Below are 12,691 nucleotides of genomic sequence, written 5' to 3' on the forward strand. Positions count from 1 at the left end.
CCGGCGTCCGATACCGGTGGCGTGGCAGAGCAAGGGAAACGGGACCAAACGCAAGTCGATCACGGTCTCGGTGATCGTGCTGCTGCTGTTCGCGGTCCTGGGCGTCAGCGCGGCCCTGGCGGTGCACATCCTCACGCCGACAGCGGCGGCGATACAGAGTCCGTCGGCGCCGCCCCAATCGCAGGCGCCGACCACGTACCTGATCACGATCTCGCAGTCGCCGACGCAGACCTCGCCGACGATCACGGTGACCGCGACCTCGGCGAGCGCGTCGGCAAGTGCGAGCGCATCGGTGCGAGCGTCGGCGACGCCGAGCAGGTCGCCGAGCCCGTCGCGCTCGCCCTCGGCGAGTCCGAGTCCGTCGCCACCACCGCCGGGAACGTTGATCGCGATCCCGACGATGGTGACGGCGACGTGGGCCCCGACCGAGGTTGTCTACTATGTCGGGCACTTTACGTTGATGGCGCAGGGCGGCACGGTTCAGTCGTTCACCGTTGAGTTGCTCGCAAATCCGGCGCTTTACGGCACGCCGAGCATCTCGCCGTCAACTGGTGGACCGCTGAAAGCGGGACAGTCGGTACCGATCACTGTTTCGCTGCTGGGGAACCCGCGGCTGAGAAGTTTTGTGCTCACCGTGAATCCCGGACCCATACAGGTCACAGTGACCGATTCCTCGCCACCACCCATCCCATGAGCTACGGGTTCAGGCCGATGATTGCCGAGACGACCGCGTAGCCGGGGTAGTCCATCATGATCTCGCCGGTGTGGGTGACCCCACCTCCGTTGAGGTAGTCCAGCAGGCGCTGGTTCTCACCTTCGCCGCCGAAGTAGCCGCCCGCCATGTCGGCCGGGCCCGCGCCGAACGGCGTGCAGTTCGCCGAGGTGTAAGTGGTGTAGAGCGCGCCGGAGGTGTCAGCGCTCGACTTTTGCAGGTTGGCCTGCGCCTCGCTGAACTTCGTCGCGAGGTTGCACTGGGTCCAGTCGTTCTCGATGTACTGGCCCCAGTTCCCTGACGTCAGCTGGGTCAGGCCGAAGCCGGCGTAGATCTCGCCGACCGGGCCGGTGAAGTCGGTCAGCACGATGTGGCCGCGCGCCTGGCCGAGGGTCGGCATGTCGGAGGTGCTGTTCCCGGTCACCGTCGGCGCGTAGAACAGGCCCGGGTAGCGGGCGAGGTAGCTGTCGAACACGGCGATGCGCTGCGCGGCGGTGAGGTTGCCCGGATCGTCGGCGCAGTGGCCGATCGATGAGCTGCCGCTGCCGCCCTCGGTCGAGTCTCCGTCGCACTCGCCGTGCAGGTGCATCAGGATCGTCTCGGTCGGGTGCGCCGCGAGGAACGCCTGCGCCTTCGTCAGCACGTCGTCGAAGTTCGCGTTCTGGTAGACGTCGGTGTGGTGGATGACGAACGCGGTCCCGCTGTTGACCACGCGGACCCGGATGTCGATGGCGCGGATGCCCGCGTCGAGCTGCGCGGTGAGGGTCGCGGCGCTGTCGCCGTGGTCCTCCTGCGCCTCATACGCCCAGGGCGCCCAGCCGCCGTGGATGGCGAGCGTGTCGTGAGTGCCGGGGATGGACATCGCGCCAAGGCTCGTGTTGTCCGGCACCTGCGCCATCCAGTCCGGGTGACTCTGGACCGTCAGGCTGTTGAATGCGCTCGTCGAGGAGGTCGGCTGCGCGGCGGCCGGACCTGACGAGGCGACCACGCCGCCGGCAGCGGTGGCGAGCGTGACCGCGGTGCAGATCAGGGGCCTGAGCGCACGGCGCCGCTGTGGGAAGCGCGGCCGGCGCCGTCGATGTTCCTGGTTCACGGTTGTTCCTTTCAGATGTGTGGGCGTGCCCCCTCATTCCCACCGCCCGGTCCCGGTATGCGGCCGATGACGCTCACCGCGAAGCGTTAAGCCGCACATAAGTCAGTAGTGAATCCCCTGACATATTCGCGCCACATTCGAACCCTGGCACTGCCCGCTCGCGTCGTATTGAGTGATACCAGTCGGTCCCGCCAGGACCGCGCAAGGAAAGGTTCACGTGGGGATGGAGCACAACAAACTTCGCATCACGGGTCACTCGCCGGGCCGCCGGGTCAGGCGCGGCGCTCTGGTACTCACCGTCTGCGCGGGACTCGCGCTCGGCGTGGGCACCCCGGCGCTCGCCGGTACGTCGTCGACCGGCGCGTCGGGCGCCGCGCAGGTCGCGACGCCGCTCGCCGCACCGTCCGGGCACACGGTGACGCTTCCGACCGGCGACCGCGTCACGATCACCACGATCGGCGGCCAGACCTCGTACTCGGTCGTCGGCCCCGAGGGCGCTGCAACGGACTACACGTCCTACAACGCCTTCGGCGATCACTTCATCGTCCCGGACGAGGCGCGGCCCTATCTGGGCAAGCAGCTCGACAGCTCGCTGTTCGACGTAAGCGCCCTGCTACGCGCCGGAGCAACCACGGGCTCGCACATCCCGGTCGATCTCAGCTTCCCGTCCGGCGGCGCGCCTTCCGCCCCGCCCGGAGTCACCCTGACGTCCGGCTCCACCGGCTACCTGACTGCGACGTCGGGCGCCGCGTTCGCCGCGGGGCTGCGCGCGGCTATCGGCGCGGACGTCACCGCGGGGCGTCACCCCGGGACCGGAGCGCTGTTCGGCGGCCTGGTTTCCATCAGTCTCGCCGTTCCCGGCGTCGGCGCCGCGGCGCACGGTTCCGCGTCGCCGCGGTTCCCGCTGCACATCCTGCAGATCAACGCCACCGACATCACCGGCGCCCCGGCGGACGCCCTCGTGTTCCTCCTCAACGTCGACTCGGCCACCCGGGAGAACGGCTTCGCGCCGATCGGGGGCGGAATCGAGCGGGTCGCGGTGCCCGTCGGGAACTACTCGGCGGAGGTGCTGTTCGACGACTTCGACAGCGCCGGCAACCTCACCGCGCTGCGGACGGTGTTCGTCAACGACTTCGCCGTGTCGGCCACCGACCCGGTGACCACGATCGGTGTCGACGAACGCACGGCGACCGTCCCCTTCACGGTCACCACGCCCCGTCCCGCCACCTCCGACGGCATGCAGATCACTTATGCCCGGCAGGACGCCACGGGCGCGACGTTCTCCTTCGGCAACGTCATCTTCGGCGGCGGGGTCACGCTCTACTCCAACAGCCAGCCCGCGCCGACGGTCGGCAAGCTCCACTACGTCGTGCAATGGGACGCGGCAGGACCGGCCACCGGCGAGCAGTACCGATACGACCTCGCATACGGTTCGAGCGACATCCCCGCCAACCAGTCGTACACCGTGGATTCCGGCAACGTGGCGACGGTGCACCACACGTTCTTCACCGACCCCGCGTCGCCGGCCGGCGGGTCCTTCCTCAACGGCACCTATGACGGTCCGAACGCCGGAATCGGCCAGCTGAGCGGCGGCGAGAGCTACGCGGGCCCGCTGACGCAATACCTCGGCACCGGCGACGGCGGACAGTGGGTCCAGACATACTTCGCACCACCCTCCGGCGCGCAGTACCAGTCCGACGTGCACACCTTCCAGGGCGGCAGCGACTACGAGGTCGAATGGGCCCACGGCCCGCTCGCGCCGGACTTCGGCAAGCACACCGGCCCGCAGCTGTTCCTCCCCTGCCTCGCCTGCGCCTCCGGTGACGTGCTCGTCGCGGCCGTCAACATCGACGGCGACAGCGAGCCCGACCACGTCGGCTTCCCGCTGTTCGGCGAGACCACGCACTACGCGCTCTACCAGAACGGGGTCCAGGTCGAGGATCTGGGCAGCGGCTACTTGGGCGCCGAGCTGACCGGCGTACCCGTCGCGCCGACGACGTACCGCCTCGTCTACGACACCGACAACACCGGAATCCAGGGTCTGACCCAGTCCTTGACCACCCACACCGACGTCACGTTCCACTACGTGCCGGGCACGGACCCGCGTTCGACGCTGCCCTCCACCGACCCGTGCGACTTCACGGGCGCGATGGCGACCCCGTGCCAGGTGCTGCCGATGCTGAATCTGAACTACCACCTGTTCACCAACTCGGCCAACACCGGCGAGACCGAGTCCCAGGGGCTGGAGCTGAACATCGGCCACGTGACCTACGACGGCTTCGGGTCGCACGCGCCGATCACCTCCGCCTCGGTATCCGTCTCCTTCGACGGCGGCACGACCTGGCAGCAGGCCCGCGTCGTCAAGATCGGCGACTTCGGGAGCTACGACGCCTTCTGGCGCAACCCGCTCTCCGCCGCCGGCACGTCACCCGAGCTGCGCGTCAGCGCCACGGACGCGCTCGGCGGCTCGATCACCCAGACCGTCACCGCCGCGTACACCATCGCCGCGTCCGTGCACTGAGAATTGAGAAAGGGGAACATCGCAATGACTCGATTCGCACGCATACGCGCAGCGCTGTCCGCGGCAGTCGTCGTCGCGGTGGGCGCCGGCGGCGCGGTCCTGGCACCGTCGGCGAACGCCGCCAGCAGCGCGACCGGTCAGCACGCCGTCACCAAGAAGATCAGCGGACGCGCCGGCAACGTCGTCGATGCCTGCGGCCCGGCGCGCTCCGGCTACGCGCGCTGCCTCGCCGAAGTCCGCACCGACGTGCACGCGGGCAAGGGTGTGCGCGGTCCGGCGGCCCGTACGGCCACCGGCAAGCAGGCGGCCCTTCCGCCCGGCTACGGTCCCGCCGACCTGGCCTCCGCCTACAAACTGCCCGCGACCGGCGGCAGCGGCCAGACCGTCGCGCTCGTGGACGCCGGCGACGACCCGAACGCCGAATCAGACCTCGCCGTCTACCGGACCACCTACGGCCTGCCCGCCTGCACCACGGCCAACGGCTGCTTCCGCAAGGTGAACGAGAGCGGCGCGGCCTCCCCGCTGCCGCCCGATCAGGGCTGGGACGTGGAGATCTCGCTCGACCTCGACATGGTCTCCGCCGCCTGCCCGGGCTGCGACATCCTGCTCGTGGAGGGCACCGACTCGAGCTTCGCCAACCTCGGTACCTCGGTGAACACCGCCGTCGCCCTCGGCGCGACCGAGGTGTCGAACAGCTATGGGGCGGAGGAGCAGAACGGCATCCAGCCCTTCGAGGCCGACTACACCCATCCCGGCGTGGCGATCGTCGCGTCCTCGGGCGACTTCGGATACGGAATCCCGAACTTCCCGGCGGTCATCCCGGCCGTGATCGCGGTCGGCGGCACCACGCTGCAGAAGGCCTCGAACTCCCGCGGTTGGACCGAGTCCGCGTGGCGGGGCGCCGGGGCGGGCTGCTCGGCCTGGATCGACAAGCCGGCCTGGCAGTCCGACCCCAACTGCCCCGGCCGGATGGTCGCGGACGTGGCCGCCGACGCCGACCCGCAGACCGGCCCCGCGGTCTACGACACCGACCACGGCGAGCCCGGTTGGCTCATCGTGGGAGGCACCAGCGCGTCGTCGCCGTTCATCGCGGGAGTGATCGGGCTCGCCGGGCATCCCGCACGGTTCCCGAACGCGTCGTACCTCTACGCGCACGCGTCAGCGCTCAACGACGTCGTGGGCGGCAACGACATCCTCGGCGTCGACTGCGGCGGGGATTACCAGTGCAACGCGGTCGCCGGCTACGACGGCCCGACCGGCAACGGCACGCCCGACGGTCTGGGAGCCTTCTGACATAAACCTGACATGGCCCTGACATAACCGAAGGGCATCGGCGCCTGAGACCCGGCGCATCCCCGGCAGCCCGGGGCCGGGTCTCAGGCGCAGGTCACCGGCCGACGGACGCATTCGATCGGCGGGGCGCACGTGGTAGTGCACGGAGGCGTGCAACGGCGCGTAAGTTCAGCCGCTCGTCCGAGTGTCGGTGTAGAGTGCGGTGCGGAAGATCGGGGCGGCAATCCACACTCGGACCGACGCCCGCGCGGGCGCGGCCATCGGGGGTGGCCGAGGGGTCGGCACATATGAGCCTTGTCAAACACTCTCCAGTTGATCAGCCTTTTGTCAGGCCGGGTGCGGGCGTCCGGCTCGCGAACCGGATGGAATCCGTCGTCATCCAACTCCCGGACGGTGTCGGGGCGCCCGGCGAGTCCGCCGCGCGGCCGCGCACGCTGTCGCTCGGCCCGGGCGAGGTGGCCACCTTCGGCCGCGGCTCGGCGAACCGCCCGGTGGACATCGCGCTCACGGACGAAGGGGTGTCCCGGTACGCGGGCGAGGTCGCCGCGAGCGACGACCACTGGCGCCTGTCCAACTTCAGCGCGACGACCACGTACGTCGTGGAGAACCTGGAGGGCGGCGGCGAGTACGTCAAGGTCGCACCGGGTCGGCTGGGCGCGCCGATCCCCTTCGAGCTCTCCCGCGTGGTGCTGCCGCTGACGTCCAGCTTCGCCAGGTTCACGGTGTTCGCGCCGCGGCACAACTTCCTGGACCCGGGCTCCGACACGGTGGCGGGGGAGCGGACCGTGGCGCCGTTCGCCCTCGATCCGACCGCGAAGTACTTCCTGGTGCTGCTCGCGCTGTGCGAACCGCGGCTGCGCGAGGCGTCGAGCCCGGCCATTCCCGCCGTGCCGGATGTCGTGCGCCGGCTGCGCCCGCTGCCTGCGTGCCGGGGCTTGACCGTGAGCGCGGTGAACTTCCACATCGACTATCTGGCGACCGCGAAGCTGCGGGTACGCGAGCGAGCCGGCGCCGAGGACACCCCGCGCATCGACTGGAAGCGGGAGGCGCTGGTCTCGCTGGCCCTGCGGTTCGACCTGGTGCGCGAGGAGCACCTCAAGCTGCTGCCCCCGCTGCACGGCGGTCTGCGGGCGCGCGGGCGGAAGGGCGCGGTGGCATGACGGGGGAACCGATCGTCGTGCCGGAGGGGTACCTTGTGGACCGCTGGCGCGTCAGGGAGCTGATCGGCAGCGGTGCGTGGGGGAGTGTCTACGCGGCGGACGAGGTCGGCGACGAAGACGGACATACAGGTGCGACGACCGGCCGCGCCGCGCTGAAGTTCCTGCCGACCGCCTACCTGACGCCGGGTCAGCGCGCGCTGCTCAAGGAGGTCGTCGAGCGCGAGTCCCGCTTCAGCCTGCGCGCCGACCATCCACACCTGATACGGACGCTGGCCGTGCACACGCTGCGCGAACCGGACCATCCGGACCTCGACGGCGCGGTCGTGCTCGTGATGGAGCGCGCGGCGGCCAACCTGCGCGACCTGCTCGCGGGCGACGGAGTGCAGGCGCCGACACACCTGCTCGAGCAGGTCTGCGACGCACTGGCCCACATGCACGCGGAGGGCTGGGTGCACGGCGACCTCAAGCCCGGCAATGTCCTGATCATGGACGACGGATCGGCGCGCATCGCCGACTTCGGCGTCACCGCTCAGGTCGAGGGCACTCACGCATACGCCCCGCGGATCGGGTCGTCAGACTATCTTCCGCCGGAGTGGTGGACCGAGCGGGTCGGCGAGAAGGGGATCCCGCTGCGCCCGACCGCCGACATCTGGGCGTTCGGGGTGCTGGCGCACCAGGCGCTGACCGGTGGCCTGCATCCGTTCCCCGGCGCCGCGCAGCAGTCTCGCGCGATGGCGGCGCAGAGCTATGCGAACGGCACGGCCCGGCTGCGCCTGGACGCCGCGATCGGACCGGCCTGGCGGCAGATCATCGCCGACTGTCTCGCCCCGGACCACGAATCCCGCTCCGCCCACGACGCCGCCGGAATCCTGGCCCGCATCCGCGCCGTCAGCGACGACGATGCTTATGAGCGCAGCGGTATCGCGGACGCAGAGCCCGAGGACAGCGTCCCGACGCTCGGCGACGGACGTGTCGGTGCCGGAGTCCAGGGCGCCAAGGACACGGGGCCGGGCGACGGACGGGAGCCGTCCGGCGAGGGCGAACGGCGCGGACGCAGGCGGCTTTTCGTGTTAGGGCCCTTGGTCGTCGGCGTCGCCGCGGTCCTCGCCGTCGGCGGGTGGTGGCTGAGCAGTGACAGCGGTTCTGCGGGATCGTCCGTTCAGCGGGAGTATCTGGCCGGAGATCTGCGCCCCGACGCGGCCGTACCCGCGCAGTACCGGGACATGATCTCCGGCGCCGCGCGGGAGTGCGCGGAGCCGGAGGTCACGCCGTCGCTGATCGCCGCGATTCTCAAGATGGAGAGCAACTTCAACCCCGCGTTCTCCGATCCGTCGACGGCGTCGTACGGCATCGCCGGATGGACTCCCGAGGTGTTCCGGTCGTGGGCCTACGGGGTGAACCAGGACTACATGAAGCCCGCCGACGCGATTCCCGCGGTCAGCCACTACCTGTGCTGGCTGGAACAGGAATACACGCGGGCGGGTCTGACCGGCGACCCGGCGGCGCTGCTCGCCGCGGGCTACAACAGCGGCAGCAAATCCGTGATCGAGGCGAACGGGGTTCCCGCCGAGAGCAAGGCATTCGCGGACGCGGTGGCCGGATACGCGCGACAGTACGCAAGCTGATACGGCGCGCGGGGAAGGGAGCACGGAGCCTAGGCCTAGAACGCGAAGCGCTCGTGGTGCAGGCGGCGTCGGTTGACCCCGGCCCGGCGCAGCGCCAGGCGCGCCGCCTCGACCATCCCGGGCGGGCCGCACAGGAACACGTCCCGGTCCGCGACATCCGGAACCAGGTACTTGAGACGCTCGGCGCTCAGCGGCCGGGGCATCGCGTCCCGCTTGCCGAGCAGGTAGTGCACGGTGAGCCGGCCGTTGCGCTGCATCCACTCGAGTTCCTGCGCGAAGACGACCTCTCCCATGTCCGAGGCCCGGTAGATCAGCACGATGTCCGTGGCGGTGGAGGTCAGCGCGTCGGCGAGGGCGCGCAGCGGCGTGATCCCGATCCCGCCGGCCAGCAACAGGACCTTGCGGCGGGTGCGCAGCGCGGCGGTGAACGCCCCGTACGGGCCCTCGGCCAGCACCCGCGTTCCAGGCTTGACGTTCTGGAGCGCGCGGCTGTGATTGCCCAGTGCCCCGACCGTGACCCGTAGCCATTCCCGGTTGGGCGCTGCGGACAGGGAGAACGGATGCGTCTGCCACCAAGACCCGCGGGCCAGGAACCGCCAGCGGAAGAACTGGCCGGGCTGGGCGCCGAGCCGGCGCAGGTTGCGCCCGCCGAGGTAGATCGAGACCGTGTCGGGGCCCTCGGGCTTGACCGCGGTCACGTACAGGCCGTGCCGATATGCCAGGCGCAGCGGGCCTCCGATACGGAATACGATCACTGCGAGGCCTGTCGCGACATAGGCAGCGCCCCACGCCCAGCGGGCCGTCGCGTTCCCGGAGAACGTCGGGCCGAGCACGATCTGGTGCGCGAATGCCAGTGCCAGCGAGACGTACACGCTCAGGTGGATGTAATACCAGAGCTCGTAGGGCAGCCGGCGGCGGATCGCGCGCAGCGAGATCAGGCCGATGAGAAGGAAGAACCCGGTGCCGACTGCGGCCAGTCCGACGTAGGCGGTGTGCATGAGCAGGGTCACGACCTCGCCGGGCACCGCCTTCGCCACGCCGTTCGCGTATCCCACGACGATCGTGCCCACGTGCGCGATCAGCACGATCACCACCCACTCGCCCATGCGGCGGTGCGCGGCGGCCAGGCGGTCCGAGCCGATCCCCCGTTCCAGCCACGGGACCCGCGCCATCATCAGCACCTGGACCATGAGCAGATACGCGGCGAGCATCCCGAGCGCGTCCCCGGTCGTGGTGAACGCCTCGCCGCTGGTGGCGAAACTCAGACCCTGGGTGTCCGCCCAGAACAGCCCGAGCAGGACGACGCCGCCGACCGCGGCGGCGGCGAGCATCACGGCGACCCGCACGTCGGGGCGGACGTTGTTGGCTCCGCGTGGCCGGCGCCGCATCGGCCGGGCCTGAAGCGCCGCCGGCCGCACGACGATGTCGCGCGTGCGCAGGGAGACCGAACCGAGCGTCGCGGTGCCGCGCTCCAGCCACGACCGGCGCTGCGCAGGAACCCGCGGCATCGCGCCCGCCACCGAGCCGTTCGGGCGTGTGTTATACGGGGGCGCGGTGTTGGGGAACGCCGGTGGCGCCGCCGGCGGTCGTGGCCGCGGGCGGCGCTGTTCGCGGGAGAGGAACAAATCGACAGCGTCCGGTGGCTGCGTCATCTCGCGACCTGCCTTCGTCATGGCTGCCGACGCAGCCCCGGTGGCAGAGCACGGCTGATGCGGCGATCGGGTTCACCGCGGCGGCGGCCCGTCGCCGGCGGCATCCGCCCCATTCCCGATGAATCAGCATCTTGCTTTCTAAACGGCAGGACACGGGCATGCGTGCCGCTGTTGGGCTGATGTTCGCCGGCCGGTGCCCGCAGTGATGATCTCCCGTTGCCGCGCACCGCCTACGGTACGGCCCGTTGGCTGCCCCCGCTGGGAGAGAACATGGACCACGAGCACGACACCGCCCCGGACGGCTGCGCAGGCCACGACTGCCCCCGCACCGCGGACTTCGACTCGGCCGGACCCGCCGCCACCGGCCGCCGCGCGTTCCTGCGCACCACCGGGCTCCTCGGCGCCGGCGTCGCAACCCTCGGACTCGGCTCGGGCGTGCTCGCCCCGGCACCCGCCTCTGCCTCCGCCGCGAGCGACCCCTACGACGTCACCACTGTTGCAGAAGGCACTGGCTCCGGCGGACGGTGGCGCCCCGACACCGAGAGCCCCCGCTTCACCCTCGTGGTGATGCCGGACACCCAGTACCTCTTCGACCAGGACCGCATCCACCCCGCCCCGCTCGAGGCCTCGCTGCGCTACGTCCTGGACCCCGGCGACGACCAGAACATCGTCTTCCTCGCCCACCTCGGCGACGTGACCCAGAACGGGCTGGCTGAGGAGTACGCCGCCGCGGGACCGGTGTTCGAGGTGCTCGACCAGAAGAACGCCGCCTACAGCGTCATCGCCGGCAACCACGACGTCAGCGGCGACGACCAGCGCGGCGCGACGCCCTACCTGGACACGTTCAACCCGGCCCGGTTCGCCCACTCGCCGGCCTACGGCGGTTCGAGCCCTGACGGCTACAACCACTACCACGTCTTCCGCGCGGGCGGCCGGGAGTGGCTGCTGCTGGGGCTCGACTGGCGGCTCTCGCCGGCCGGATTCGCCTGGGCCAACTCGGTCCTGGCCGCGCACCCGAGCCTGCCGGCGATCGTCACCACCCACGAGATCGCCTACGCCGACGACAGCGGCCAGGCGTATCTCTCCTCGTACGGGCAGCAGCTGTGGGACGGCCTGATCAAGGACAACGACCAGATCTTCCTGACGCTCAACGGCCACTACTGGCCGCCCGGCTCGACCACGCTGCAGAACACCGCGGGCAACGACGTGCACGTACACATCACCAACTACCAGAACCGCTACTACGGCGGCGCGGCGATGATCCGGACCTACCGCTTCGACACCGACCGCGACACCGTCGACGTGGCCACCTTCTCCCCGTGGATCAGAGACCTGGCCGAGGACGACGTCAACAAGCTGGCCAGCCAGGAGATCGACCTGACCGGCGCGGTCGACTACTTCTCCATCCCCCTCGACTTCGTGCAGCGCTTCGCGAAGTTCGCCCCGGTCCCGCCGCGCCCGCCCCGCCCGGCCGGCCAGATGCTGGTGCGCGGCACGCTCGCCTACTGGCGCTTCGACAGCGGGAACGCGGACGGCTCGGCCGTCGCCGACAACGTGGTCGTCAAGGACCTGACCGGCCTGGGCAACGACCTGGTCAAGACGACCGTCCCCGGCAGCCCGGGCACGCCGCTGACCTGGTCCAGCGCGTTCCATCCGGACCAACCCGGACACGGCAGCCTCTACTTCGCCGGACAGGGCAACCCGTTGCAGGGCGCGTATCTGCAGACCGTGCCTTCGGCCCCGCTCAACGCCGAGACGTTCGAGCGCGGCTACACCTTCGAGGCCTTCTTCAAGCTGCCGGCCGACTGGGACTCGTCGCAGAACGCGTGGACCGCGATGCTCAGCCGCTGGGGCATGAGCGGCGAGGCCGGCAAGCACGGCGGCGCGACCGACCCGCAGGAGCCGATCGTCACCCTGAGCCTGTCCGGCGACCGCGAACTGCAGTGGTGCGTCTATCCGCTCGACCGGACCGACTCGTCCACCAACTGGGGCCACGAGCTTCCGCTGGACGCGTGGTGGCATGTCGCCGTGGTCAACGACGGCACCCTGACCAAGATGTACGTCGACGGCTGCGAGCTGGTCCGCAACCCGTCGACCCCCGCCGTGGGCCTCACCACTCTGCTGCACTCGTGGCTGCTGGGCGGCTACGAGTACGCCGGCACGATCAACCAGATCTTCCACGGCTACATCGGCGACGTCCGCGTCGTGAACCGCCCGCTCAAGACCAGCCAGTTCATGAACGCGTGAGCGCGATCTGGAACAGCCGCCGTAGAAGATCGCGGAGACGACGGACATGCGGCTGGCGTTCTGCTGGCTGCGTGTCCGGCGCCGACTTCCACCGCGTGCGCGCGGACAAGGCGCGCGACGTGCCGACTTTCGTGCTTGCCGACGTCGAGGAGCTCACGATCTCCGACAGCTGCCCGGTCGAGGACATCCGCCTCGACCGGGTCGAGCACAGGGAACTTTGAGCGCGAGCTCTGAACCGGAGTGGACGCGCTAGGCCCCGGACTGGAACTCCGCCCAGCGCCCGGGGTCGAAGCCGCTGGGCACCCGCGGGCGGTCGAACAGGATCGAGCGCTCGCGCACGGCCCGCGCGGTCTCGGAGGTCTGCCGGTCCAGGACGGCGTCGATCTCC

The 12,691-nt window shown here is 70.3% G+C and carries 8 protein-coding genes and 1 pseudogene; 7 read left to right on the plus strand and 2 right to left on the minus strand.

All coding sequences use genetic code 11. The features are described from left to right. Nucleotides 1-694 (plus strand): annotated as a pseudogene (locus VGZ32_RS24465) (hypothetical protein); the annotation flags it as partial. A gap of 1 nt (nucleotide 695) precedes the next feature. On the opposite strand, the gene VGZ32_RS24470 reads toward VGZ32_RS24465, so the two are convergent. Then, entirely contained in the window at nucleotides 696-1,805 is a 1,110-nt protein-coding gene (locus VGZ32_RS24470; protein WP_326888534.1) for a phosphatidylinositol-specific phospholipase C domain-containing protein, read from the minus strand. Between the two features lie 223 nt (nucleotides 1,806-2,028). Between VGZ32_RS24470 and VGZ32_RS24475 the strand changes: the two genes are divergently transcribed. The 4 genes from VGZ32_RS24475 to VGZ32_RS24490 all read left to right on the plus strand — a co-directional run bounded on the left by VGZ32_RS24475 (nucleotide 2,029) and on the right by VGZ32_RS24490 (nucleotide 8,404). Continuing rightward, on the plus strand, nucleotides 2,029-4,326 hold the full coding sequence (locus tag VGZ32_RS24475; protein WP_326888535.1) for a hypothetical protein: 2,298 nt from the start codon (nucleotides 2,029-2,031) through the stop codon (nucleotides 4,324-4,326). A gap of 24 nt (nucleotides 4,327-4,350) precedes the next feature. Further along, a complete protein-coding gene (locus VGZ32_RS24480) occupies nucleotides 4,351-5,619 on the plus strand; it encodes a S53 family peptidase (protein WP_326888536.1) in 1,269 nt (422 codons plus the stop codon). Between the two features lie 362 nt (nucleotides 5,620-5,981). Then, nucleotides 5,982-6,779: a serine/threonine protein kinase gene (locus VGZ32_RS24485; RefSeq protein ID WP_326888537.1), complete on the plus strand. Its 798-nt coding sequence runs from the start codon at nucleotides 5,982-5,984 to the stop codon at nucleotides 6,777-6,779. Further along, nucleotides 6,776-8,404: a protein kinase domain-containing protein gene (locus tag VGZ32_RS24490; RefSeq protein WP_326888538.1), complete on the plus strand. Its 1,629-nt coding sequence runs from the start codon at nucleotides 6,776-6,778 to the stop codon at nucleotides 8,402-8,404. The genes VGZ32_RS24485 and VGZ32_RS24490 overlap by 4 nt, the downstream gene beginning before the upstream one ends. Nucleotides 8,405-8,439: 35 nt before the next feature. Here VGZ32_RS24490 and VGZ32_RS24495 read toward each other — a convergent pair whose 3' ends face one another. Next, nucleotides 8,440-9,912, minus strand: coding sequence for a ferredoxin reductase family protein (locus tag VGZ32_RS24495; protein WP_326888539.1), 1,473 nt, complete (start codon nucleotides 9,910-9,912; stop codon nucleotides 8,440-8,442). Nucleotides 9,913-10,326: 414 nt separating this feature from the next. Here VGZ32_RS24495 and VGZ32_RS24500 point away from each other — a divergent pair, with 414 nt between their 5' ends. Further along, nucleotides 10,327-12,303 (plus strand): LamG-like jellyroll fold domain-containing protein, encoded by a 1,977-nt coding sequence (locus VGZ32_RS24500; protein ID WP_326888540.1) that lies wholly within the window; start codon nucleotides 10,327-10,329, stop codon nucleotides 12,301-12,303. A gap of 71 nt (nucleotides 12,304-12,374) precedes the next feature. Next, a complete protein-coding gene (locus VGZ32_RS24505) occupies nucleotides 12,375-12,524 on the plus strand; it encodes a hypothetical protein (protein WP_326888541.1) in 150 nt (49 codons plus the stop codon). The last annotated feature ends 167 nt before the right edge of the window (nucleotides 12,525-12,691 follow it).

Origin of the sequence: Actinocrinis sp. (assembly GCF_035938995.1) — a bacterium.
Taxonomy (GTDB): Bacteria; Actinomycetota; Actinomycetes; order Streptomycetales; family Catenulisporaceae; genus DASZGI01.

Coding starts and splice junctions, on each gene's coding strand:
- VGZ32_RS24480 (WP_326888536.1), top strand. CDS start 4,351: ATGACTCGATTCGCACGCATACGCGCAGCGCTGTCCGCGGCAGTCGTC.
- VGZ32_RS24490 (WP_326888538.1), top strand. CDS start 6,776: ATGACGGGGGAACCGATCGTCGTGCCGGAGGGGTACCTTGTGGACCGC.
- VGZ32_RS24485 (WP_326888537.1), top strand. CDS start 5,982: ATGGAATCCGTCGTCATCCAACTCCCGGACGGTGTCGGGGCGCCCGGC.
- VGZ32_RS24475 (WP_326888535.1), top strand. CDS start 2,029: ATGGAGCACAACAAACTTCGCATCACGGGTCACTCGCCGGGCCGCCGG.
- VGZ32_RS24500 (WP_326888540.1), top strand. CDS start 10,327: ATGGACCACGAGCACGACACCGCCCCGGACGGCTGCGCAGGCCACGAC.
- VGZ32_RS24495 (WP_326888539.1), bottom strand. CDS start 9,912: ATGCCGCGGGTTCCTGCGCAGCGCCGGTCGTGGCTGGAGCGCGGCACC.